The 24,408-nt window shown below is 65.2% G+C and carries 25 protein-coding genes; 20 read left to right on the top strand and 5 right to left on the bottom strand.

Annotated features, from left to right (window positions below; all coding sequences use genetic code 11):
* Nucleotides 1-4 precede the first annotated feature (4 nt).
* Both ACH49N_RS09020 and rfbB read right to left on the bottom strand, forming a co-directional pair.
* Nucleotides 5-664, bottom strand: a complete 660-nt coding sequence (locus ACH49N_RS09020) for a hypothetical protein (RefSeq protein WP_358271671.1) — start codon at nucleotides 662-664, stop codon at nucleotides 5-7.
* A 216-nt stretch (nucleotides 665-880) separates the two neighbouring features.
* The gene (rfbB, locus tag ACH49N_RS09015) at nucleotides 881-1,885 is read right to left on the bottom strand and encodes a dTDP-glucose 4,6-dehydratase (RefSeq protein WP_358271673.1); all 1,005 of its coding nucleotides are present in this window, start codon (nucleotides 1,883-1,885) and stop codon (nucleotides 881-883) included.
* Nucleotides 1,886-1,948: 63 nt separating this feature from the next.
* On the opposite strand from rfbB, the gene rfbA reads away from it, so the two are divergent.
* The 4 genes from rfbA (at nucleotide 1,949) to ACH49N_RS08995 (ending at nucleotide 5,095) form a co-directional block, all read left to right on the top strand.
* A complete protein-coding gene (gene rfbA, locus ACH49N_RS09010; protein ID WP_159918836.1) occupies nucleotides 1,949-2,824 on the top strand; it encodes a glucose-1-phosphate thymidylyltransferase RfbA in 876 nt (291 codons plus the stop codon).
* A gap of 1 nt (nucleotide 2,825) precedes the next feature.
* Complete coding sequence (locus ACH49N_RS09005; protein ID WP_358271675.1) at nucleotides 2,826-3,416, top strand: dTDP-4-dehydrorhamnose 3,5-epimerase; 591 nt, start codon at nucleotides 2,826-2,828, stop codon at nucleotides 3,414-3,416.
* Nucleotides 3,417-3,492: 76 nt separating this feature from the next.
* A complete protein-coding gene (locus ACH49N_RS09000; RefSeq protein ID WP_358271677.1) occupies nucleotides 3,493-4,536 on the top strand; it encodes an iron-siderophore ABC transporter substrate-binding protein in 1,044 nt (347 codons plus the stop codon).
* A 49-nt stretch (nucleotides 4,537-4,585) separates the two neighbouring features.
* Nucleotides 4,586-5,095 carry a polyketide cyclase gene (locus ACH49N_RS08995; protein ID WP_159918833.1) on the top strand — a complete coding sequence of 170 codons (510 nt, stop codon included), beginning with the start codon at nucleotides 4,586-4,588 and terminating at the stop codon, nucleotides 5,093-5,095.
* 24 nt (nucleotides 5,096-5,119) lie between these two features.
* Here ACH49N_RS08995 and ACH49N_RS08990 read toward each other — a convergent pair whose 3' ends face one another.
* The 3 genes from ACH49N_RS08990 to ACH49N_RS08980 form a co-directional block, all read right to left on the bottom strand.
* Complete coding sequence (locus tag ACH49N_RS08990) at nucleotides 5,120-5,404, bottom strand: PLDc N-terminal domain-containing protein (RefSeq protein ID WP_358271678.1); 285 nt, start codon at nucleotides 5,402-5,404, stop codon at nucleotides 5,120-5,122.
* Between the two features lie 85 nt (nucleotides 5,405-5,489).
* Entirely contained in the window at nucleotides 5,490-6,731 is a 1,242-nt protein-coding gene (locus tag ACH49N_RS08985) for a reverse transcriptase family protein (protein WP_358271680.1), read from the bottom strand.
* A gap of 257 nt (nucleotides 6,732-6,988) precedes the next feature.
* Nucleotides 6,989-7,648, bottom strand: a complete 660-nt coding sequence (locus ACH49N_RS08980) for a TetR/AcrR family transcriptional regulator (RefSeq protein WP_358271682.1) — start codon at nucleotides 7,646-7,648, stop codon at nucleotides 6,989-6,991.
* Nucleotides 7,649-7,792: 144 nt separating this feature from the next.
* Between ACH49N_RS08980 and ACH49N_RS08975 the strand changes: the two genes are divergently transcribed.
* The 16 genes from ACH49N_RS08975 (at nucleotide 7,793) to ACH49N_RS08900 (ending at nucleotide 24,406) form a co-directional block, all read left to right on the top strand.
* Nucleotides 7,793-9,331 carry an NAD(P)/FAD-dependent oxidoreductase gene (locus ACH49N_RS08975; protein WP_358271684.1) on the top strand — a complete coding sequence of 513 codons (1,539 nt, stop codon included), beginning with the start codon at nucleotides 7,793-7,795 and terminating at the stop codon, nucleotides 9,329-9,331.
* A complete protein-coding gene (locus ACH49N_RS08970; protein WP_358271686.1) occupies nucleotides 9,328-10,242 on the top strand; it encodes a metal-dependent hydrolase in 915 nt (304 codons plus the stop codon). The genes ACH49N_RS08975 and ACH49N_RS08970 overlap by 4 nt, the downstream gene beginning before the upstream one ends.
* A 21-nt stretch (nucleotides 10,243-10,263) precedes the next feature.
* Nucleotides 10,264-11,358, top strand: a complete 1,095-nt coding sequence (locus tag ACH49N_RS08965) for a PDR/VanB family oxidoreductase (RefSeq protein WP_358272056.1) — start codon at nucleotides 10,264-10,266, stop codon at nucleotides 11,356-11,358.
* Complete coding sequence (locus ACH49N_RS08960) at nucleotides 11,355-11,867, top strand: SRPBCC family protein (protein ID WP_358271688.1); 513 nt, start codon at nucleotides 11,355-11,357, stop codon at nucleotides 11,865-11,867. The genes ACH49N_RS08965 and ACH49N_RS08960 overlap by 4 nt, the downstream gene beginning before the upstream one ends.
* Complete coding sequence (locus tag ACH49N_RS08955; protein ID WP_358271690.1) at nucleotides 11,864-13,348, top strand: aldehyde dehydrogenase family protein; 1,485 nt, start codon at nucleotides 11,864-11,866, stop codon at nucleotides 13,346-13,348. The genes ACH49N_RS08960 and ACH49N_RS08955 overlap by 4 nt, the downstream gene beginning before the upstream one ends.
* 2 nt (nucleotides 13,349-13,350) lie before the next feature.
* Nucleotides 13,351-14,310: an SDR family oxidoreductase gene (locus ACH49N_RS08950; RefSeq protein ID WP_358271692.1), complete on the top strand. Its 960-nt coding sequence runs from the start codon at nucleotides 13,351-13,353 to the stop codon at nucleotides 14,308-14,310.
* The gene (gene fadD11 / locus ACH49N_RS08945; protein WP_358271694.1) at nucleotides 14,307-16,154 is read left to right on the top strand and encodes a fatty acid--CoA ligase FadD11; all 1,848 of its coding nucleotides are present in this window, start codon (nucleotides 14,307-14,309) and stop codon (nucleotides 16,152-16,154) included. Before ACH49N_RS08950 ends, fadD11 begins: the two co-directional genes overlap by 4 nt.
* A gap of 32 nt (nucleotides 16,155-16,186) precedes the next feature.
* Nucleotides 16,187-17,356 carry an acyl-CoA dehydrogenase family protein gene (locus ACH49N_RS08940; protein ID WP_358271695.1) on the top strand — a complete coding sequence of 390 codons (1,170 nt, stop codon included), beginning with the start codon at nucleotides 16,187-16,189 and terminating at the stop codon, nucleotides 17,354-17,356.
* A gap of 78 nt (nucleotides 17,357-17,434) precedes the next feature.
* Entirely contained in the window at nucleotides 17,435-17,815 is a 381-nt protein-coding gene (locus ACH49N_RS08935; protein ID WP_159918822.1) for a helix-turn-helix domain-containing protein, read from the top strand.
* Nucleotides 17,816-18,088: 273 nt separating this feature from the next.
* A complete protein-coding gene (locus ACH49N_RS08930) occupies nucleotides 18,089-18,568 on the top strand; it encodes a MaoC family dehydratase (RefSeq protein WP_159918821.1) in 480 nt (159 codons plus the stop codon).
* Nucleotides 18,565-20,256, top strand: a complete 1,692-nt coding sequence (locus tag ACH49N_RS08925; RefSeq protein WP_358271697.1) for an alpha/beta fold hydrolase — start codon at nucleotides 18,565-18,567, stop codon at nucleotides 20,254-20,256. The genes ACH49N_RS08930 and ACH49N_RS08925 overlap by 4 nt, the downstream gene beginning before the upstream one ends.
* An 82-nt stretch (nucleotides 20,257-20,338) precedes the next feature.
* Complete coding sequence (locus tag ACH49N_RS08920; RefSeq protein WP_109326075.1) at nucleotides 20,339-20,644, top strand: hypothetical protein; 306 nt, start codon at nucleotides 20,339-20,341, stop codon at nucleotides 20,642-20,644.
* Nucleotides 20,645-20,734: 90 nt separating this feature from the next.
* The gene (locus ACH49N_RS08915; RefSeq protein ID WP_358271699.1) at nucleotides 20,735-21,919 is read left to right on the top strand and encodes an alpha/beta fold hydrolase; all 1,185 of its coding nucleotides are present in this window, start codon (nucleotides 20,735-20,737) and stop codon (nucleotides 21,917-21,919) included.
* Between the two features lie 98 nt (nucleotides 21,920-22,017).
* A complete protein-coding gene (locus ACH49N_RS08910) occupies nucleotides 22,018-22,827 on the top strand; it encodes an enoyl-CoA hydratase (RefSeq protein WP_109326073.1) in 810 nt (269 codons plus the stop codon).
* Between the two features lie 59 nt (nucleotides 22,828-22,886).
* On the top strand, nucleotides 22,887-23,294 hold the full coding sequence (locus tag ACH49N_RS08905) for a TIGR03618 family F420-dependent PPOX class oxidoreductase (protein WP_250765574.1): 408 nt from the start codon (nucleotides 22,887-22,889) through the stop codon (nucleotides 23,292-23,294).
* 29 nt (nucleotides 23,295-23,323) lie between these two features.
* The gene (locus ACH49N_RS08900; RefSeq protein WP_358271701.1) at nucleotides 23,324-24,406 is read left to right on the top strand and encodes a trypsin-like peptidase domain-containing protein; all 1,083 of its coding nucleotides are present in this window, start codon (nucleotides 23,324-23,326) and stop codon (nucleotides 24,404-24,406) included.
* The last annotated feature ends 2 nt before the right edge of the window (nucleotides 24,407-24,408 follow it).

The raw sequence follows: 24,408 nt of genomic DNA, 5'->3' as shown, positions 1-24,408 counted from the left end.
CGATTTACCTCCGCCCGCGGCGAACCGGCGCCGCATCGGTGGGGGCCTGGGCCCTCGTCTTACGACGGCGCGGCGCAGGCTCGTCGCCCTCATCGGCGGCCGACTCGGAACGAGACTCGCCGTTTCGAGAGCCGGCTCCACTTGTCGCCCGGCGACGTGCGGTCGGACGGCGGACGGCGGGCTCGGGCTCCGGCTCCGGCTCGTCCTGCTCGTCCTCGATCTCAGCTTCCTCGTCGGCGTACTCGTCCTCGAGCTCCGCGTCGACGGTCGCTGCATCGACGTCGTTCTTCCGGGAACGCCGCCCCCTCTTGCGAACGACATCCCCCACACCGGCAACGTCCGCGACGCCGCCCACGGTGTCGGTGACACCCTGACCGCTCGATTGCAGGCGGCTGTTCAGCGAATCGATCCGCTGACTGGCCGCCGTGACCGCCGCAGCCCTCGCGGCGTTGAGCAGTTCCCCTCGCACCGATTCCCCGATTTTGGCGACTTCCGGGGAGCTGGCGAGCATCTTGGTGCCGCGTTCGAGCAGAACTCGCGGCCCTCCCGGAAAGCGTCCGGTCGCGCCGGCGGCTGCGAGCATCAGTGCCATCTTCATCTTGTGTGTGCGGCCGAGCATGTATCCCGCGCCGACAGCTAACGCCACCTGGCCTTTAGCCTTCATTGTCGAACCCCTTTGTCCGATTATTCGCGGGCACCTCGTGGTCGGCTTCGACTCGTCCTGCAGAACCGCTCGATCGGGGTGCGCCCTTCCGGTCTACCCCACCTGATGGACGCTCAACCACGATGCACATGCGATCTTTACTGCAACCGCGGGTACTACCTGCGGTTTCGCCGAGGAGCAACCTGATACGAGGCTCGGTCGCCGGAGCACGCGAACTCAGCCGATGACGGATTCCTTTGCAGAATAAACCTTTTCGGCATATTCCTTCTGCGCCCGCCACCACGGTTCGTTGTCGCGGTACCAGCGCACGGTGGCTTCGAGTCCGCCGCGGAAATCGGCGTATCGAGGTGTCCACCCCAGCTCGGTGCGGAGCCGCGTCGAGTCGATGGCGTAGCGGAGGTCGTGCCCGGGGCGGTCGGTGACGAAGTCCAGGTCGTCGATATCGCGGCCGAACAGCTCGAGCAGCGTTTCGACGACCGTCCGGTTGTCTACTTCACCGTCCGCACCGATTAGGTACGTCTGGCCGATGCTGCCCTTCTCGAGGATTGTCCACACTGCCGAGTTGTGGTCGTCGACGTGAATCCAGTCGCGCACGTTGCGGCCACTGCCGTACAGACGCGGCCGGACCCCGTCGATGAGGTTGGTGATCTGCCGCGGAATGAACTTCTCGACGTGCTGGTACGGGCCGTAATTGTTCGAGCAGTTCGAGAGCGTGGCCCGCACGCCGAACGACCGTGTCCAGGCCCGCACCAGCATGTCGCTCGACGCCTTGGTAGCCGAGTACGGGCTGGACGGGTTGTAGGCCGTCGATTCGGTGAACCGCTGTGGGTCGTCGAGCTCGAGGTCGCCGTACACCTCGTCCGTAGATATGTGGTGATAGCGGACGTCGTGGGCACGCACCGCCTCGAGCAGGGTGAACGTCCCCATCACGTTAGTGCGCAGGAACGGCGTGGGGTCGGCCAGCGAGTTGTCGTTGTGTGATTCGGCCGCGAAATGGACCACCGCGTCCGAGGCCGCGACCAGGCTGTTCACCAGCGCACCGTCGGCGATGTCACCGTGGACGAATTCGATCCGATCCGCGACCGGGTCGAGTGAGCGTCGGTTGCCGGCGTACGTCAGGGCGTCGAGCACGGTCACCTGCACGTCGGGCCGCTCGGCCACCGTCAGATGTACGAAATTGGCGCCGATGAACCCCGCCCCGCCGGTCACGAGAAGCCTCATGGGCACCAAGGGTAGCGGCGGCGCCGAGTTTTCATCCGCGGCGAACACTGGAACACTGCGCACATGCGCGGAATCATTCTGGCCGGTGGCACGGGGTCGCGGCTGCATCCCATCACTCTCGGGGTGAGTAAGCAGCTGGTACCTGTCTACGACAAGCCGATGATCTACTACCCGCTCTCCACGCTGATGCTGGCCAACATCCGCGACATCCTGATCATCACCACCCCTCACGACGAAGAGCAGTTCCGCAGGCTTCTGGGCGACGGCTCCCAGTTCGGTGTCAACCTCTCGTACCTTGTTCAGAAGGAGCCGAACGGCCTCGCCCAAGCCTTCGTCCTGGGCGCCGATCACATCGGTGACCAGCCGGTCTCCCTGATTCTCGGGGACAATATCTTTTACGGACCCGGTCTCGGTTCCCGTTTGAACCGGTTCGAGAACATCGACGGCGGGGCAGTGTTCGCCTATTGGGTCTCCGACCCCAGTTCGTACGGTGTGGTGGAGTTCGACGAGCGCGGCAGTGCCACCTCTATCGAGGAGAAACCGGCCACCCCGAAGTCGAACTACTCGATTCCCGGGCTGTACTTCTACGACAACGACGTCGTCGCCATCGCGCGGGGCCTCACCCCGTCGGATCGCGGCGAGTACGAGATCACCGACGTCAACCAGGCGTACCTGCAGGCCGGGCGGTTACAGGTGGAGGTCCTGCCCCGCGGAACCGCCTGGCTCGACACCGGCACCGTCGACTCCCTCCTCGAGGCTTCGAACTTCGTCCGCACGCTCGAGCACCGGCAAGGACTGAAGATCGGCGTTCCCGAGGAGGTCGCCTGGCGGCGCGGGTTCATCACCGACACCGAATTGGCCGAGCGTGCAGCTACTCTCGGTAAATCGGGCTACGGCGACTATCTCCTCGAAATCCTCGAACGCGGCAAGGACTGGTGACGTGGAATATCGGGAGCTGACGATCCCCGGGGCGTGGGAGATCACGCCACGACAGTTCGGTGACGACCGTGGCGTGTTCCTGGAGTGGTTCAAGGGCTCCGAGTTCGAGGCGGCTGTCGGACACCGACTCGAACTCGCGCAGGCCAACTGCTCGGTGTCCGCCGCCGGCGTGCTGCGCGGCATCCACTTCACCGACACCCCACCGGGTCAGGCGAAATACGTCACCTGCGTCACAGGTGCGTTCCTCGACGTCATCGTCGACGTGCGCGTGGGCTCCCCCACCTTCGGGCAGTGGGATTCCGTGGTGATCGACGATGTGGACCGTCGCGCCGTGTATCTCCCCGCAGGTCTGGGCCACGCAATTCTGTCGCTCGAGGACGCGTCCACGGTGATGTATTTGTGCTCCCTCGAGTACACCCCCGAACTCGACCACGACGTCCATCCGTTCGACCCCGAACTCGCCATCGACTGGCCCGCCGTCGGACGTGACGGCTCGCCGCTGAACTTCCAGCTGTCCGGCAAGGACTCGGCCGCGCCGACGCTGACGGATGCAGCAGAGGCCGGGGTCCTGCCGGTCTATGCGAGCTCCTGAGGGCGGATCCGCAGCCGGATCGGCACTGGTTTACCCTCCCGACGATAGGGTTCCCTAACTACCTCCAGGAGTTGCCATGTTCGCCGGTCGAGGCAAGCACTACGCGAGCGCACTGATCATCGGCGCGGTGTCGCTCACCCTGGTGGGGTGTTCGGGCGGCGGTGACACGGCAGCACCGTCGACGCCGCCCACAACCGGCCATGCGGAGGCCGGTGAGGTGGCCGGTGAGGTGGCCGCACCCCGGACCCTTCCGGACGGTATGGGCAGCGGCGCATCGGACGGCGAATTCCCGCGGACGGTGACCCACTTCGCCGGGGAGACCGCCGTCGACTCGGAACCGCGGCGCGTCGTCGTGATTTCCACCGGTCAGGCCGATGCCCTGCTCTCCCTGGGTGTCGTGCCCGCGGCATCCACGCGAGCGGACGGCGCCGAACTCGTCCCGGAATACCTGAAGGATGCTTATCCGCAACACCGAGTCGCGCTCGACTCCGTCGTCGACGTCGGCGCCCGGTTCACCCCCGACTTCGAGGCCATCGCGCGTCTCGAACCCGACCTGATCCTGATGAACACCGCGGGCAAGGACGCCGAAACACTGTACGGCCAGTTGTCGGCCGTCGCCCCGACGGTCGCCACCCAGGGCACCGGGGTGTACTGGAAACAGGACTTTCTTCTCGCCGCCGATGCTCTCGGACGTACCGAACAGGCACAGACCCTGCTCGACGGATACCACGCGGAGACAGCTGAATTCGGCCGCTCACTCGGCACAGCCCCGACAGTGTCCTTCACACGCCAGAACGGCAACCGGTTGCGGATCTTCGGCATTCCGTCGTTCACCGGCAGCATCGGCGAGGACGCCGGTCTCGGCCGCCCGCAGTCGCAACAGTTCGACGACACCTCCCGTGACATCAGCGAGGAGGAACTGACCGTCGCGGACGCCGACTGGCTGTTCTACGGGGTGCAGGGCGACGCCGCCACCCTGACGAACGCACCATTGTGGTCGCAGCTCGAGGCCGTGCGGTCGGGCCGGGCGATACCGGTGGACGACGACGTCTTCTACCTCAACACCGGCCCGACCGCGGCCCGGAAGGTGTTGGAGACTCTCAAAGCGCACGTGGGGTAACCGGGCCCTGCGCCGGACGCAGCACCAGCCAGGGTGAGAAGATGCCTGGATGACCAGCGACACGAACGAGACCGCCCCGGTACGCGAACGACTGGAAGTTCAGCGGGCGATCGCGGCGAAGCCGGCGGACATCTTCAGCGTGCTGTGCGACCCGAACGGGCACGTGGCCATCGACAGTTCCGGCATGTTGATGTCCGCCGAGGGTGAACCCGTCACCGCGGCAGGTGACAGCTTCGTCGTCCACATGGACCGTGATGCGCTGAACGACGTGGATCTCGGTCTGTACGACGTGACCGTGACGATCGAGACCTTCGTTCCCGACCGCGAGATCTCGTGGAAGGTCCTCGGCCGGATTCGCCCGCAGATCGGCCACGTGTACGGCTACCGCCTCGAGCCGATCGAGGAGGGCACGATGGTCACCTCGTTCTACGACTGGTCGTCCATCGACCCCGTCTGGCGGGACGCCGGAATCTTCCCGGTGATTTCCGAGACTGCTCTGCGCGCCACTCTGGGGATCCTCGCCCGCACCGTCGCACCCGGGTTGCCTCGGCCGCTGTAGCCGGAGTTCCGGTGGGCGGCGAGGTTACTCCTGCGGAGGCCGCCGGTTCTCTCGGCGTTGCTCCTCGGCACGTTCACGGCATCGGCGCACGAACTCGGCCTCCTCCGGGTCTTCGGGCAGGCGCTCGCCGGGGTACTTCTCGGGCCGCCCCGCTACCAGCCAGAGGATCGAGCCGACGATCGGCAGGAGCAACACCACAACCAGCCAGCCGTCTTTCGACAAATTCCGGACCTCGTTGTCGTCGGTGGTGATCGCATCGGCGAAACAGAGGACCCAGAGGATGAATCCGAACAGCGCGACGTACAACATCAGCGTTCTCCTCGCCGGCACGCCCGAACACATGGTGCGCCTCCCTCCATCGAACAACTGCCGCGTTGTCACCGCAAGGGTCGGTTCACCCCGTCCACTCGATCCGGTCGGCGAGGGCGAGCAGCGCACGCTTGCGGTTCGGGTTCGATTCCCCGATCCAGGCGATGCGCCCGTAGACGTATTCACGAAAGTGCGAGCGCCCCTGCCGGTTCTGCAGATCCGGGCCGGTGCGCAGGGAGTTGAAGAGCAGCGCACGCAGTTGGTCGTACTCCGTGCGGGCGGCCTGCGCGTGCGAGTTGACCACGAGTCCCGCCAGGTGCTGCCGTCGGTGCGCTCGCATGATCCGCGTCTTGCGCGGATGTACCGAGAACCCTTCGTCCGCCGCGATCCGGCCGACGGCGGAGATCAGGCGATCCGCCGCGAGGTCGACGCCGGAGAACGCGAGATCGTCGGCGTACCGCGTGTATTCGGCTCGGGATGACCGCGCCAGTCCGGTCAGCCGTCGATCGAGCCGATACGCGACGAGATTCGCGAGGGCCGGCGACGTCGGCGCCCCCTGCGGCAGGTGTGACCCCCGTAATCGGCTCGCCGTGTCGAACGGAAGCCTCGCGAGAACGTCCGGTGGAGTGGAGGTGGTGCAGAGCCCCGTCAGCACACGCGACACCCGTGGCGGATATCCGAGCGAGTCGAAAACCGCCCGCACCCGAGCCTGGGAAATCGACGGAAAGAACGCGCGCAGATCGATCCGCACCACCACGTCTCGACCCGCATGCGGGGCCGCGAAAGTGTGAACGCTGCGCCCGGGCACGAAGCCGTGCGCGGCGGCATGCGGAGGTACTCGATCGAGGAGACCCCGCAGGATTCGGCGCTGCACCTCGCGGAGCCGTTCCTTGGGTGCTTCCAGCAGTCGGTGATCCGACCGTATTCGGTAGCGGTAGTGCTGCAGGGTAGGCCCCTTGTTCCGCAGCCACTCACCCGGATCGGCGAACCAGTCCAATTCCGCCGGGGTGAGACCGACCGCCTGCGCTACCGCGAACGTGTGGGTCCACTTCGGAACGTCGAACCTCCACTCGTGGTCAGGTTGCTCTACCACCGGAGCCGGCTCGTCGATGTGCGGCAGTTCCGACAGCAACCGGTACACGCTGTCGACCCCCTCCACCGGAGGAGTGGGCAGAAGGTCGAACAATCGTGTTGCGATCCGGTCGGCGTCCGGGGTGCCGATCTCCTCGAACCGCTGGGCAATCCCGGCTCGCGTCCAGGAACCCGACGTCGCCACCGCGGCGAGGCGACGCGCCACAGCCGGGGACAGGGCGCGACGCCCTGTCATGCGTGCGACGGTGAGAGGCGACCGATACCTGTCGTCTGCGGCGCGCCGAAGCACGCGGAGCGTGCGGTCGTGCGTCGGACGGTGCCTCCGGTGAACAATGCAGAGCCAGGGGTTACCCCTGACGTGGTCGCAGCCGGCGTACCGGCTACCCCACTCTCACCTCTGCACCGCCGCACCCCGTGAGGATGCCATACCGTTCAGGCGCTTTCACGACGTTCCCGGCGCGGACGCGATAGCAACCTACACCGAGTCCTGAATTACGGGCGCCCTGCCGGCGTGCTGTCGACGCCGATCTGCGCCTCGATCACCAGCGAGACGTGCTCGACTATGCGCCGCTTGGAGATTCGTGAACTTCCGGTGAGCCAGTGCTGATACAGGAACGCGAGAGCACCGAAGATGGCGATCGAGTTGAGCGCGATCGTGGTGGAGTCGTGTTCGGCGCCGCCGGCCAACGTTTCCAGCGACGCCGCGATCGGCGCGGTGAACTCCTTCACCAGTTGCTCGCCGCGCTGCGCGAGCTCCGGAACGCTCTGGGACTCGACGAACATGATCCGTCCCCGACGCCGATCGGTGGCCACGTAGTCGGTGAAGGACCGCACGACGTGTCTGATGAGATCCCGGGGTTCCGACGGGGACGTGCGTAGTGCGGCGATCAAGGTGTCCCGGGCCCCCAGAACCACCCGATCGAGAACGGCGACCAGTAATTCGTCCCTGTTCTTGAAGCTCTCGTAGAAGTACCTCTCCGTGAGACCGGCGCGGCGGCAGGTGGCGCGCATCGTCGTCGCGGCAGCACCCTCCGTGCCCATGATGTCCAGACCGGCCTCGATCAGCTGCTCGTGACGTGCGGCCCGGCGATCCTCGGGCTCGCGGCCCCGCCATTTCCGGGGCGCGCCGCGAGCGGTCTCGGTCTCGGTCATGCCTCCATCGTCTCATCACCGCGCACCCGGGCCCTTCCGGCGGGATCGTTCGTACGCGATGTTGACATCATCTGCTGTTGACATTGGTTGATGTCACTTCTACTGTCAGGTCACACGGCGGCATCGACGAGGAGGACGCCCCACATGGTCAGCTCTGCACAATCGATTTCCACCGCGGTCGACGACGACGCTCGCGCGAAGGTGCACGTACTTGTCATCGGCGCAGGCTTCGGTGGCCTGGGAACGGCGATGAAGCTGAAACAAGCCGGTATCGACGATTTCGTCGTGCTCGAGCGAGCGAACGAGATCGGTGGAACCTGGCAGGTCAACACCTACCCGGGCGCACAGTGCGACATCCCGTCGATCCTGTACTCGTTCTCGTTCGCGCCGAATCCGAACTGGACGAGGCTCTACCCGTTGCAGCCCGAGATCCACGCCTACCTGCGTGCCTGCGCGGAGAACTTCGGAATAGTGCCGCACCTGCGCCTGAACCACGAGGTACGTGAGGCGACCTGGGACGATGCTGCCCAGGTCTGGCATGTGACGACGAATCAAGGCCGCTGGGAGGCCCGCATTCTGGTGGGGGCCATGGGACCCTTCAGTGAACCGGCGGTCCCGGACCTACCTGGACTCGACAGCTTCGACGGCGCGGTGTTCCACTCGGCAGCCTGGGATCACGAGCATGATCTGGCCGGCGAGAGAGTTGCCGTCGTCGGAACGGGCGCGTCGGCAGTGCAGATCGTCCCCCGGATTCAGCCGATCGCGCGGTCGATGACGGTGTTCCAGCGGACTCCGACCTGGATACTCCCGCATCCCGACCAGCCGATGACCGGTTGGCCGCGAAGACTTTTCGAACGTATACCGCTCTCGCAGCGACTGGCACGGACTGGACTCGATCTGGTGCAGGAGGCCATGGTTCCGGGGTTCGTCTACCGGCCCGCACTGCTGAAAGGTCTGGCTGCGCTCGGTCGCGCGCACTTGAATCGCCAGGTCCGAGACCCGGAACTGCGACGCGCACTCACTCCCACGTATGCCTTCGGGTGTAAACGTCCGACATTCTCCAACGCCTACTACCCCGCTCTGGCACAGCCGAACGTCGACGTGGTCACCGCGGGAATACGGGAAGTGCGACCGGGCGGAATCGTGACCGCCGACGGCGCACTGCACGAACTGGACACGATCGTGATGGGCACCGGCTTCAGGCTGACCGACAACCCGGCCTTCGACGTGGTCCGCGGGCGGGACGGCCGCACGTTGGCCGAGGCCTGGAACGGCAATGCCCGCGCATTTCTCGGCACGACGATCAGCGGCTTCCCCAACTTCTTCATGCTCCTCGGCCCCAATTCCGTCACATACACCTCGCAGGTGGTGACGATCGAGGCCCAGGTGGAGTACATCGTCAGCGCTCTCCGGCAGATGGACTCGCAGGGCATGACGAGCATTGACATCCGCCCCGAGGTGCAACAAGCATTCGTCGACGACGTGGACAGGCGTTTGCAGAAGTCGGTGTGGAACGTCGGCGGCTGTACCAGCTACTACCTGAGCGGTGCGGGCCGCAACTTCACCTTCTATCCGGGGTTCAACCACAGCTTCCGGGCGCGCACCCGGCGGGCGGACCTCGCCCAATACGTCACCCGAAGAGCAGGAACCCCGTCACACCCGACCGTGAGGACAGCAGGATGATGACTTTTCCCCGAATCGGCCGGAAACCGGTGGTCGACCCCGCGGGCGCGCGCCGGTACACGGACGAGTCTCACGCGATCACCGCCCGCGACGTCGAGTTCACTTGGGAGGGAGTGCCTTTGCACTACGTTCCCGGCGAGCCGATGGCCACGCACGTCATCAACTTCATGCACCTGGTCCTTCCCGAAGGTGAGCGGGCGATGTCCGCGACCCTTGCCGAGGCACTGCCCCTGATCGAGGACGAACGACTCCACGAGGAAGTGGTGGGTTTCATCGGCCAAGAGGCAACCCACGCCACCTCGCACAAGGGCGCGCGCGAGCATCTCACGGAACTCGGCATGGACATCGGGCCCATGGCACGCAAAATGGACTGGCTCGTCGATCGAATCTTGGGTGACCGTGGGTTGTCCGGCCGGGCGAAGCGGGCATGGTTGTGCGAGCGACTGGGCCTGTTCGCCGCGATGGAGCACTACACCGCCGTCGTCGGTGAGTGGTTGCTGACCGACCCCGCGCTCGAGAGGGCCGGGATGCACCCGGTGATGCTGGACATGGTCCGGTGGCACGGAGCGGAAGAGGTCGAGCATCGCAATGTCGCCTTCGACGCCTTCATGTACGTGGACGGCAGTTACGCCCGGCGGGTGCGTACCGCTCTGATTGCCAGTTTTACCCTGATCCTGCTCTTCCTGACCTCGATGAACTACCTGTTCCGCGCCGACCCGTCGACGGACAAGGGCCGTTTCTGGCCGTTGCAGCTGATCAGCGCGATCAGACGCGGATTGGTACCCAACATCACCTTCCTGGTGACGGAGATTCCGCCGTACCTGCGCCCCAGCTTCCACCCGTCGCAGATCGGCGACATGGACGTCGCGATGCGCTACCTCGCGCAGTCCCCTGCCGCCAACCGCTCCTAGCGAGAAAGACCACTCATCATGATGACCACCTCGGAACGGGCATCGGGGCCGGACTCCCCCGCACGCGAGTTCGAGCCCACCCGCGCACTCCGGTTGGCGGCTCGGGCAACCGTCGCCTACCGGACCTTATTCGCGGCCAGCCGCGCCGCCTCGTGGCTGTCGCGTCCGAAGCCGGTGCGCAACACAGGGTTCGACATGAGTCTGGTGATCGAGCAGGTGAGAGTCGAGGCGGAGGGCGTCATCGGCGTGACCTTGGCGTCGCCGGAAGGACATGCGTTGCCGTCCTGGATTCCGGGCGCGCACCTCGACCTCTTCCTACCGTCCGGCCGGCAGCGTCAGTACTCCTTGTGCGGTGACCCCGACGATCTGTCGTCGTACCGCATCGCCGTCCGCCGTATCGACGGCGGACTGGGCGGTTCGGCGGAGGTCCACGATTCGCTCGAGGCCGGGGATATCGTCACCGTACGCGGTCCGCGCAACGCCTTTCCGTTGGTTGCTGCGGACTCGTACCTTTTCGTCGCGGGCGGAATCGGCATCACGCCGATCCTGCCGATGGTGAAAAGGTGCCACGCACGCGGACGACCCTGGCGGCTTGTCTATCTGGGCCGCTCGCGCGACACCATGCCTTTTCTCGCCGAACTCGCGCTTTATGCCGGTTGTGTGGAGATCCGGCCCGACGACGAGAACGGCCCGCCCGATATCGCCGAGATCCTCACCGCCGCGGCCCCTGGCGCAGCCGTCTACCTGTGTGGACCACCGCCACTGACGAGCACCGCGCGTCGTGTGATGGGTCAGCTCAATCCCACCGGCTCCCTTCACACCGAACGGTTTTCGGCTCTGCCGGTGGTCGGCGGGCAGGAGTTCGACGTACACCTCGCCCAGCGGGGAACGACTGTGTCGGTGGGCGCCGACGAAACCGCGCTGGCCGCGATCCGCCGGGAAGTACCGGGTGTCGCCTACTCGTGTCAGCAGGGCTTCTGCGGTACCTGTCGAGTGCGGGTTCTGGCCGGAGATGTCGAGCACCGCGACCGCACGATGACCGACGCCGAGCGACAGGACTCGATGCTGATCTGCCTGTCACGCTCGGCCGGCGGATCTCTGGTGATCGACCTGTGACGCGCTGGTACCCACTCGCCGCCGCCGACGACGAGTTCCTGCAGACCGCCAGATTCCGCATCGTGCACGTCGTCTACCTGTCGACGGACCCTGCGCACGTGTGGAGTGTCCTCACCGCCCACGACGCACTGGTGTCCTGGTCGCGGCTGATCACGGCGAGCGACTGGACCTCGCATCGGCCCTTCGGTATCGGCACCACCAGAACCGTGACACTCGGACACGGGGCCGCTGCCCTGAGAGAACGCTTCTACCGCTGGGAGGAGGGCAGACGCATCACGTTCACCGCCGAAAGCGCGTCCAGGCCCGGAATCCGGCGGTTCGCCGAAGACATCAGCCTCGACGCGCACCCCGACGGCACCCGGCTCACCTGGACGTTCGCGGTGGAGGCCGCACCCGGGCTCACGCCCTTCCTCGCGCTGTCCCTGCCACTGCTGCGCCGGGTGACGCGCGGATGGGCGCGCGGCCTCGCCCACAAGGCACTCGACCACCCGAAGGGCGCGACCCGATGACCACTACCATGCCCGCACCTGCCACATTCGAGGTGACCAGTCCCGCCACGGGACAGGTGGTAGGCGTTCACCCCCTCGGCTCGACCCGCGACGTCGAGGACGCCGTAGCCCGTGCGCGTGGCGCCGCCGACTGGTGGGCATCACTGGGATTCGCTGAACGGGCCCGCAGGCTCGATGCCTGGCGTGGCATCATCGCCCGGCGGGCAACGGAACTCGCAGACCTCGTCCACCGGGAGATGGGGAAGCCACCCGCAGACGCGATGCTCGAGATCGCGATGGCGTTGGAACACCTCGCGTGGGCGGCGAAGAATTCCGGCAAGGTACTGGGGCGTCGCTCGGTACGCTCGAGCGCGCTCACCGTCAACCAATCGGCCAGCGTCGAATACCTTCCCCTCGGGGTGGTCGGTGTGATCGGGCCGTGGAACTACCCCGTCTTCACTCCACTCGGATCGCTGTCGTTCGCCCTCGCAGCCGGAAACACGGTGGTCTACAAGCCCAGCGAGTACACCCCGGGCGTAGGCGTGTGGCTGATCGAGGCTTTCACCGAAGCGATACCGGAATTTCCAGTGCTGCAGGTCGTTACCGGAGATGGTTCGACCGGCGCCGCGCTGTGCCGGTCAAAGGTGAACAAGATCGGATTCACCGGATCCACTGCGACCGGCAAGAAAGTAATGGCCGCGTGCGCCGAATCGCTCACCCCCGTCCTGATGGAATGCGGCGGCAAGGACGCCCTGATCGTCAACGCCGACGCAGACCTCGATTCTGCCGCTGACGCCGCTGTGTGGGGCGGGCTGTCCAATGCCGGGCAAACCTGCCTCGGGGTCGAGCGGGTATACGTGCACGACAAGGTATTCGACGAGTTCGTCGATCAGGTCGTTACCCTCGCCTCCCGCATTCGCGCCGGTTCCGACACGGATGCGCACATCGGCCCGATGACGATGCCCTCGCAGGTCGACGTGATCCGTCGCCACATCGACGATGCGCTCGACAAGGGCGGGCGGGCGGTTCTCGGCGGGCCCGACGCCGTGGAGGGCCGGTTCGTGCAACCCACCGTTCTCGTGGACGTGCCGGAGGACAGCATCGCGGTCACCGAGGAAACCTTCGGCCCCACCTTTGTCGTGTCGAGGGTCCGAAACATGGACGAGGCTGTGGAACGGGCCAACGCGAGCCGATACGGCCTGGGTGTCAGCGTTTTCTCTCGGAAGCACGGCGAGGACATCGCACGGCGAATTCGCACCGGCGCCGTCTCCGTCAATTCCTACGTTCTCTACGCAGCCGTTCCCGGTCTGCCCCTGGGCGGTGTCGATGATTCCGGATTCGGTCGGGTCCACGGCGCGGACGGCCTGAGGGAATTCACTTTCCCACGGGCGATGACCAGACAGCGATTCCCGTCCGTGCTGCCGCTCACGACATTTCGGCGTACACGCCTGGTGGACTCTCTCGTCCGCGTCCTCATCACCGTGCTTCACGGAAGGAACTGACGATGGCGATCTTCGAGAAACGAACTGCATACGCTCGCACGTTGCGCGACCTGGGCCTGCCGTTACCCGGGAAGGGGGCTGAGTACGACGTCGCCGGCAAGGTCGTCCTGATCACCGGCGGGGGCGACGGCATCGGACTGGCCTCGGCGCGCGCGCTGCACGCCCGCGGCGCAACCGTCGCACTGATCGATAACAATCCAGCGGCCCTCACCGACGCCGACTGCGCACTGGGACAGGAACGGGTCCTGACTCTCATGGCCGACGTCCGCGACCGGGCCGGCATGAACGCAGCCGTGCAGGACGTGATCGAACAGACCGGGCGGCTCGACGTCGTCGTCGCGAACGCCGGTGTGACACCGCCACCGGGCACTCTCCGCCGAATCGACCCCGCCGCTTTCGATCGGGTCATCGACATCAACATCACCGGAGTGTTCAACACCATTCGTCCGGCCGTCGACGAAGTGATCGAACGACGTGGTCACATCGTCGTGGTGTCGTCTGCGGCCGCGTTCGCGCCCGGCCTCGGCGGGGCGTCGTACATGATCAGCAAGGCCGCCGTCGAGCAACTCGGCCGCGCCCTGCGCCTCGAACTCGCAGGTTACGGCGCCTCCGCCGGTGTCGCCTACTTCGGCATGGTCGACACCCAACTGGCACGCGCAACCCTGGACGACGACGAGCTCGGCCGAAAACTCGACGCCCGCCTGCCGCGGCCGTTGCGCCGCCGCATCAGTGCCGAGGACGCCGCGACCGTCATCGCCGACGCCATCGCCCGCCGTGCCGGCCGCACCCTGGCACCCGCGGCCTGGCAACCGTGGGCGCTCGGACGCGGACTGGTGAATGTCCTCGCCGACGGTTACCTCGTCGCCGACCGCGACTGCCACGAACTCATCCGTGAACTCGACGCCCGACCCGCCACCTCCACCACTCCCGGATCACCCACCGCCAGCAGGAAGATGCCATGACCCCGACTCGAGCTCCGATCACCCTGTGCGAGGCCTTCCAACGCGTCGCAGCCATCGCCCCCGACTCGGTCGCACTCCGGACCGTGGGCGGCAACGAAGTACTCACCTGGCGGGACTACGCGGAACAGGTACGGGACGTGGCGGCCGGGTTCGCCGGGCTCGGCGTCGGACGCGGGGACACCGTGGCACTCATGATGGGAAACCGCCTCGACTTCTACCCGGTGGACGTGGGTGCCCAACACGTCGGTGCCACCTCGTTCTCGATCTACAACACCTCACCGCCGGACGCCATCGCCCATGTCCTCCGCAACGCGGGAGCGAAAGTGGTCGTGTGCGAGGCGCAGTACGTCGAACGGATCAGAGAATCCGGCGTGCAGCCCTCGCGGATCGTCGTCGTCGATGTCGACTCGGGGAGCGCACCCACCGGAACCCTCTCGCTGGACCAGATGAAAACTCTGCGTCCCGCTGACTTCGACTTCGACTCGGCCTGGCGAGCCGTGCAACCGGACGACGTTGCCACGCTCATCTACACCTCGGGGACCACCGGAAAGCCCAAGGGCGTCGAATCGACCCACGCCGCATTGCTGTTCGAGGCCGGCGCAGTGCGCGAGATCCTGCCGATCGAATTCGGCGACCGGATCACCTCGTTCATGCCCTCCGCGCACATCGCCGACCGGATGACCTGCCTCTACTTCCAGATGGTCTTCGGCACCGAAATCACCGTTGTCGAGGACATCTCACAGATCGCCGCCGCCCTCCCCGATTGCCGGCCGACCATCTGGGGTGCAGTCCCACGCGTCTGGGAAAAGCTCCAGGTCGCAGTGGAGCGGGCGGTAGCCGACGAGCCGGAGGAAACCCGGCGCCAGGGATTGCAATGGGGCCTCGCGGTGGGCGCCCGCCGGTTTGCGATGCTGCGGGCCGGCCAACCCGTACCCGAGGAACTCGAAGCCGAATTCGTTTCTGCAGATACGCGAGTGCTGGCACCTCTGCGGGCGCAACTCGGATTCGACGCCCTCCGGTGGGCCGTATCGGGCGCGGCCCCCATCCCCGCTGACACCCTGGCATTCTTCAGCTCGCTCGGTCTGAACATCTCGGAAATCTGGGGCATGTCGGAACTGACGTGCATCGCGAGCGCCGCCGCGGCGGACCCCACCAGACTGGGAACGGTCGGCAGAATCATCCCCGGCATGGAGATGCGGATCGCCGACGACGGCGAACTCCTCGTCCGAGGCCCGCTGGTCATGCAGGGCTACCGGGGTGAGCCGGGGAAAACAGCGGAGGCAGTCGACGCGGACGGCTGGCTGTCCACGGGAGATGTGGTGACCGTCGACGACGACGGATATCTCACCATCATCGACCGGAAGAAGGAGTTGATCATCAACTCTTCGGGCAAGAACATGTCGCCGGCCGGGATCGAGAATGCGATCAAGGCCCAATCCTCGCTCATCGGGAACGTGTCCACCATCGGTGACGCACGGCCGTACAACACCGCGCTGATCACGTTGGACCCCGACGGCGCAGCCGGATACGCGGCACAGCTTCACGTGGAGGCGGATGCCGCGACTCTGGCAGCACACCCCGCCGTCATTGCCGTGGTTGCCGACGCGGTCGCGGCAGGAAACAGCCGCCTCTCACGGGTAGAGCAGATCAAGAAGTTCATTGTTCTGCCCTCTTTCTGGGAGCCCGGCAGTGACGAATTGACCCTCACCATGAAGCTGCGACGCACGCCCATCGCCGCAAAATACGCGCCCGAGATCGAAAACCTCTACGCCCAGCCCGTGCCTGAGGGCGTCCAGGTAGCCACGCTGCACCGGGCGGACTCTGTGCCCGCAGTCGCAGGCTGAGGGCAACTCTCCACCGATGTCGAAAGAAGACGATGACCATCTCTCCTGCTTCCACACTGACGAACTCCGCCTGGATCGACGAGGACCTCGGCGCCGTAGCCGAACTCGCACGCAACTTCTTCGCCAGGGAGGTGATTCCGCACCAATCCCGCTTCGCACAGCAAGGCTTTCCCGACCGGGAGGTCTACCGCACTCTTGGTGACCTGGGCCTGTCGGGCATGTCGATTCCCGTCGAATACGGGGGTGGCGGCGGCACTTTCGCGCACGACGCTGTTCTGTTCCATGAACAGGTTCTGGCCGGTGACCATTCGCTTCAGCTGGGCGTGCATTCGGGAATAGTCCCGCACTACCTGAACGCCTACGGGACCGAAGACCAGAAATTGCGGTGGTTGCCCCGCCTCACGAGTGGCGAATGGGTGGGTGCGATCGCCATGACCGAACCCGGAACCGGATCTGACCTCCAGAGCATCACGACCAAGGCGGTGCGGGACGGCGACGACTACCTCCTCACCGGTACCAAAACCTTCATCTCGAACGGCTACAACTGTGATCTGGTGATCGTCGCCGCCAAGACCGACACCGCACTCGGCGCGAAAGGAGTGTCGCTGATCGTCGCCGAAGTCGACGACAACACTCCGGGTTTTACGCGGGGACGAATCTTCGACAAGGTGGGACAGAAAGGGCAGGACACCACCGAACTGTTCTTCGACGGCGTCCGAGTGCCCGCCGAGAATCTCCTCGGTCCGACCGAGGGTGCCGGCTTCGTCCAACTGATGCAGCAGCTTCCCCAGGAACGATTGATCTGCGGTGTTGCCGCAGTCGCTGCGATCGAACGAGCGGTCGCCCTCACCGTGGAGTACGCGAAGTCCCGGACGATGTTCGGCAAGACCCTGTTCGACCTGCAGAATACCCGCTTCGAACTGGCCGAGTGCGCCACAATCGCCCGGGTGTCGCGCACCTTCCTCGACGACTGCATCGTCAAGCATCTCCGCGGTGAGCTCGACGTCCCCACCGCCGCAATGGCCAAATACTGGCTCACCGACCAGCAGTGCTCCGTGATCGACCGCTGCGTACAGCTTTTCGGGGGATACGGCTACATCCTCGAATACCCCATCGCCCAGATGTACGCCGACGCCCGGATCCAGCGCATCTACGCCGGATCCAACGAGGTCATGAAGGAACTTATCTCTCGCACGCTCTAGGCGCTCCGCGCCCGTGCGCCTTTCTGGTAGTCCCAGCTACCAGAAAGGCGCACGAGGCCGAAGGCCTAGAATGCACTCATGGATCGAGAGGCTCCGCGCGGACTGACGCTTGGTGAGTTGATCAGGCGCCAGCGGGAGATGGCCGAACTCCCGATGCGTCAGTTGGCTGCGATGGTGGGAATTTCGAATCCGTACCTGTCACAGATCGAGCGGAACCTCCGGGAGCCGAGCGACCGTGTCCTGCAGGCCATCGCCGATCAGCTTCATCTGTCCGCTGACATGCTGGTGTCGGAGGCGTCGCGAGCCCAGAAGGACTCCGCCTCCGCAGTGATAACGGCGATCCGGGAGGACCCGGACCTCACCAATGCGCAGCGTAAGGCGATCGAGGAAATGTACGAGGCCTTCCGGCAGCTCACCATCGCCAAACGGAAGCGTCCGAGCACCGGACCACAAGACTGAGTGCGTCACGCACATCACCGACCACCCACGACTGTGCCGCATGTCACATGGACTGGTAAACATAGGTGTGACGACGAGTCCCCGCAGATAGAGACGCCATATGGACCGGCTCGTGCAGCCATGAAAGTACGCCGACGCAACTGACCGTGCAGTATACCCCTCGGTAATATGCAGTTCAAACGTTCCTGTGTCAACGTGTGATCAGGCGCCACCGGCGCCGTCCCACTCTTCGCCTCTGCGGGATCCGCAGCAAGATCACCTCACAGGAATACCGTGCAGACAGAACACACCACCGCGCGCGCCGTCGCACTCGAAGACCTCCCCACCCTCGTCGGTATTGAACTCGGCACGTCGAGTGCCGTACAGATCACTCAGCAACAGATCAACATGTTCGCCGATGCGACGAATGATCACCAATGGATCCACACCGATCCCGAGCGCGCGAAGGAAGGTCCGCTCGGGACGACAATTGCGCACGGATTTCTCACATTGTCGTTGGCACCCAGTTTATTCTGGCAACTGATCGATGTCGTCGACAGCGAGCAGGTGATCAATTGCGGTATAGGCAATGCACGGTTCACGGCGCCCGTTCCCGTCGGTTCTCACCTGCGTTTGACCGCTGAGGTCACCACCGTGAAAGCCTGTAGGGGCGGCTATCAGGTGACGTCGGCCCTGACCATGTCCGTCGACGGCTCCGAACGTCCGGCGTGCGTGGCGGATATGACGATTCGATTTTTGGGGAGCAACGTGTGATCGACAACCTGCACAAGAAGATCGCCTCGCGGATCGACCCCATCGGCTGGGGCCCCGCGGTGGCGTCCGTCGCCGGCCGTGCAGCAAAGAATCCTCAGGCCGTCGTCGCCGCGTCGACGAACTACGCCACTCACCTCGCCCACATTCCGGCGGCTGCTGTTCGAGTGTTCAACGACGTCGACGCCCAACCTCCCGTCCCGGTCGACCCGAGCGACAAGAGGTTCGCAGACGCGGCGTGGCGCGAGAATCCCGCGTTCTTCTCTCTGCACCAAAGCTATCTCGCGACTCGTGAACTCGCGGAAGACCTCACAGAGGCGGGCGCGGGAGACGAACTACAGGACGCCAAGGCACGGCAAATCGTGAACTTGATGCTCGACGCCCTGTCGCCCACCAATTTCCCGCTCACCAATCCGGGTGTACTGACGCGCGCGTTCGACACCGGCGGGGCGAGCCTCGTTCGCGGTGCCCTTTTCGCTGCCGAGGACGTCATCAAGCGGAAGGGGCAGCCGGTGAAAGTCGATCGGGCCGCCTTCACTCTCGGTGACAACCTTGCAGCCACGCCGGGCAAAGTCGTTTTTCGCAACGACTTGATCGAAGTGATCCAGTACCAACCGCAGACCCCCTCCGTGCATGCGGTCCCGATCCTTGTCTCCCCACCGTGGATCAACAAGTACTACATACTCGATCTCGCGCCGAAACGCAGCCTCATCGAGTGGGCGGTCGCGCACGGGCGCACAGTCTTTGCGATTTCCTACCGCAATCCCGACCGGTCCATGATGGACATCACGATGGACGACTACTACCTTCGCGGGTTCGCTGCCGCCATGGACGTCGCCGAAGAGGTCACCGGTTCGGGGAAGATCGACATCCTCTCCATCTGCCTCGGTGGCGCTATGGCCGCGATGGGAGCGGCCCGTCTCGCTGCAACCGGGGACGACCGCATCAACTCACTGACGATGTTGAACACGCTGCTCGACTACAGCGAGGTCGGCGAGCTGAAGCTTCTGGTCGATCCAGACACCCTCGATCGTGTCGAGATGCGTATGCGGCGGCAGGGCTTTCTGTCCGGCGAAGAGATGAGTGGCACCTTCGACCTGATCAAGGCCAAAGAGTTGATCTTCAGCTACTGGGTCTCGCGCTGGATGAAGGGCGAAAAGCCGGCCGCGTTCGACATCCTCGCGTGGAACGAGGACAAGACCAGGATGCCCGCCACGATGCACTCCCAGTACCTGCGATCCCTCTACGGCCGAAACGAATTATCCTCTGGGGAATACGTATTGGACGGTCAGCGGCTGGATCTGACGAAGGTAACATGCGATTCCTACATCGTCGGTGCCGTCAACGACCACATCGTGCCGTGGACCTCGTCGTATAAGAGTGTGCATCTACTCGGTGGAGACGTGCGTTTCGTCCTCACCAACGGGGGCCACATCGCCGGTGCGGTCAATCCACCGAACAACCGGTGCTTCTTCCATACCGTCGGCGCACCCGACTCGAGCGAACGCCGGACCATGCCCGCAAATCCGGCGGACTGGCAGATTTTGTCCGAGAAGCATTCCGGCTCGTGGTGGGAGGACTGGACACAGTGGTCAGCTTCTCGCGCGGGCGACATGGTGGCACCGCCGGCAATGGGCAGTGCCAAGCATCCTGTCCTTGCCGAGGCCCCGGGAACGTACGTCTCCCAGTAATCAGGCGACAGACGTGTTAGCAATCAGATTGCTAACCTGCTAATGTTCTTACTGACGTTACCCCCACCCAAGGAGTAAGAACGTGACCACAGCCAAGACAGTCACCGACGCCACCACCGCAGCGGCTGCCGGCCTCAGCAAGGCACTCGACGAATCGACCGAGCGGATCTCATCCCTCAACGAGAAAGTGGTCGACGCCGCGAAGCAGAGCGGAAACCTCTCTCTCGACACCTACGAGAAGGCGCTCGGCAGTGTCCTCGAATTCCAGGAGAAGATCGGCACCAGCAGCAACGTCGAGTGGATCAGTAGCCTCACGAAGGCACAGGTGTCCCTCGTCAACGGGATCAGCACGGCGTTCACCGACGCCGCACGCTCAGTGCTGAAATAACGTGAAAGCAGCGATGGCCGGGATGACACATCCCGGCCATCGTCGTCTGCCAGTGAAAGCACGCACATGCACGCGACAGGAGCCAGCTGCATGACGAGAGCAGGGAATAGGCCCTGGAGAGACCTCGCTCTTCTCCCGCTCGAGGTGGGGGCGGCGGCAGTCGAGGGATGGTCGGGGTACTTGGCAGGACTCTGTCGACGAAGGGCGAATCCGTTCGACATCGCCGACGACGTTCTTTCGTTCTGGATTGCGGTGAGCTCGCGCGAATGCCCGAAGTGGGCGCATCACAGTGACGTTGCTCGTCGGGGTCGACTGGCCGATTGCCGGAACTACTCCACCGACGGACCCACCGACCAGATCCCGACCTTGGTGATCCCACCCCACTCGGGTCGCGCCTCCTCGATCGTGGACTATGCGGACGGACGGAGTCTGATGCACACGCTCCGCGAGGCCGGAATCGACAACCTCTACTGCCTCGACTGGCACGGCCGCAGTCCCGACAACATCAACGCGTCGATCGACGACTACCTTGAATTGCTCACCGAGACAACCGACTTCCTGGGCGGCAGGATCAACCTGGTCGGCTTCAGCCAGGGTGGATGGCTTACCACGATTTTCGCGGCACTTCATCCCGCCGCGGCCCACTCACTCGTCATCGCAGGTGCGCCGATCGATTTCCACGCCGGACGACCGCACGTCGTCGAGGTGATGGGCAGCTGGTTGCGTGATCCGAGCGCCGCATGGCTGCGGGCGTGCGCCGTAGCAATCGCCGGATTGCAGTATCGACTCGGTGAAGCGGCCGGCGTCCCCCTGGGGAGACCCACTGCGGAGTTCGAACACGCCATGACGCTGCTTGCGCACATTGATGAACCGGAGTCCGTGGAACGCTATCTCGAGCGTAGACGGTGGTTCGCATGGTCGCAGCAGTTACCGGACCGATTCCGCGACTGGATGATCGAGGAGCTGTTCCTGACGAATCGGCTGATCTCGAACGAGCTCCGCGTGAAAGCGGGAAAGGTCACGCTCGAGTCGATTTCGTGTCCCGTCTTCTTGATAGCGGGCTCCGATGACGAGTTCACACCACCCGAGCAGGTGTGGGCGCTGGAACGCCACATCTCCACCCCACCGGAGCACATCACGCGGCGTCTCGCGAACGGTGGGCACCTGAGCTTGATCATCGACCCCGCCGTACTCGAGGAAGTGTGGCGGCCGGTGATGCGCTCGGTGGCGGCGCTGTCAGCAACGTCGGAGGTCGACCACTCACCGTCACCATGAACGCGCATCGGGAGAAGTCGCAGCAGAGCCCCGACAACTGAAACGTGTTCTAGTATGGAGGGCGACCGGACACCGGTATCGCCCGCCTAGGAGACGCTGTGAGCTTCGTTCTCGTCGACCATCCACGGCCGGGCGTCGCCCTGGTGACGCTCAATCGCCCGGAACGCATGAATGCGATGGCGTTCGACGTCATGGTGCCGTTTCGGGAAACGCTGGAACGGATCAGCCACGACAACGCGATACGAGCTGTCGTGGTCACCGGCGCCGGAAAGGGGTTCTCTTCCGGCGCGGACCAGACGTCCGCGGGCAGCCCGCCGCACATCGACGGCCTGACCCGGCCGACCGTCGCCCTGCGTGCGATGGAGATGCTGGACAACGTCGTGCTTGCGCTTCGCCGCATGCACCAGCCGGTGATCAGCGCAGTCAACGGTGCCGCCATCGGCGGTGGGCTGTGCCTCGCGCTCGCATCCGACGTCCGGATCGCCTCGGATGCCGCCTATTTCCGGGCCGCCGGGATCAACAACGGGCTCACCGCGAGCGAGTTGGGACTCAGCTACCTACTTCCTCGTGCGATCGGCTCGTCCCGTGCCTTCGAGATCATGCTGTCGGGCCGAGACGTCCACGCCGAGGAAGCCGAGCGGATCGGCTTGGTGTCGCGGTGTGTGCCTGCCGACGACCTACTGGGCGCGTGCTTCGACCTGGCCGAGCGGATGGCGACGTTCTCCCGGCCGGGCCTGGAGCTGACCAAGCGCACCCTGTGGTCGGGACTCGACGCGGCATCGCTGGAGTCCCACATCCACCAGGAAGGTCTCGGGCAACTCCTCGTGCGGCTGCTCACCGACAACTTCGAGGAAGCCACCGCCGCACGCAAGGAGGACCGCACTCCCCGGTTCCGCGACACCCGCTAGGGGTAGTCGGGGTATCTTTCGCACTGGAACGTGAGCGCACCACCCGACGAGAGGTCACCATGCCGAAGCCTCCCCTCCCGCAGGAAGCCGCGGAGATGTTCGCGCGGCCCAATTACGCCACCATCACCGCCGTCCGACCGGACGGGCAGCCCGTGTCGGTGGCCACCTGGTACCTCTACGAGGACGGGAAAGTGCTGGTCAACATGGATTCGGGGCGCAAGCGGCTCGACTATCTGCGCCACGATCCGCGGGTGAGCCTCACTGCGATGGACCCACAGGACTGGATCACCCACGTCAGCATCCAGGGCCGGGTAGTCAAGCTGGTCGACGACGAGAATCTCGACGACATCGACCGCATCGCCCGGCACTACACCGGCAACCCGTATCCGGTCCGGGACCGGGCACGGGTAAGCGCGTGGATCGACATCGACACCTGGCACGGTTGGGGATCTCTGAAACAGTCGTGAGCCGCACCCCTCGACGGAGGTAGCCGGGCATGCCGAGCTCCCGCACCGCATCGGTCGTCGCCGTGGCGGTGGCGGTGGCCGGCGGTGTACTCCTGAACCCGCTGCCGGTTCGGGAGGCGGGCGTGCCCACGGTGAGCGTGGCTCAGCCCGCCGCCCCCGCCCCCGCCCCACCTCCGCCGGTCGTCCTCACCCCCGAGGAGATCGAGGCACGCGTCGTACCGGTCATCGTCACGCTCGTCGCGGATTCGGGACTCGTCGACACCGCAGGTACGGGCATCGTGGTGACACCCGACGGCATCGTTCTCACCAATCATCATGTGATCGACGGCGCACTCGACATCAGCGCGGTCACCCTCGCCGACGGTGCCGAATATGTGGTGGACGTCCTGGGCTACGACAGCTCGCGCGACATCGCGGTGCTCCAACTCCAGGGCGCGGATTCGCTGCCCACGGCAACGCTGGCGACCTCGCCCGCCACCCGGATCGGTGACCCCGTGACAGCCGTGGGCAACGCCGAGGGCAACGGATATCCGGTGCCGGCAAGGGGCTTCGTCACCGACGTGGGCCAGTCGATCACCGCGAGAAGCTCGACGGACGGTTCCCGGAACCGGTTGAGCGGCTTGATCGAAGTGGACGCCGCAGTGCGCCCGGGCGACTCGGGCGGTCCCCTCGTCGACGCCACCGCCACCGTGATCGGGGTCAACACCGCGGGCAACGCGGACTCCGATCCGTCGACCCCTCCACCCGCGCAACCACGTTCGTATGCCGTCCCCATCACCACCGCGATGGCCGTCGTCGATCAGGTCCGTGCCGGCAGGACGTCATCCACCGTACACGTCGGCGACACAGCACTTCTCGGCATCAACGTCACGAACAACGAGCGCGGCGCCGAAGTGCTGTGGGTCGGCATCGGGACCCCGGCAGACGACGCGGGACTCGAGATCGGCAGCATCATTACCGATTTCGATGGAGCACCCGTCCGCTCGTCGACCGAACTCAGCGAACGCATGAACGCGAAACACCCCGGCGACACGGTGTCGGTGCTCTGGCTCGACGACCGCGGGCAGTCGCAGGCAGCCACCATCGTCCTCGACGAGGGCCCGCCGCGCTGACC

It is taken from the genome of Rhodococcus sp. NPDC019647, assembly GCF_044389235.1.
GTDB classification, from domain to species: domain Bacteria; phylum Actinomycetota; class Actinomycetes; order Mycobacteriales; family Mycobacteriaceae; genus Rhodococcus_F; species Rhodococcus_F oxybenzonivorans.
Note: the sequence above shows the minus strand (reverse complement) of the source record. Positions and strands in the feature narration are given on the sequence as shown.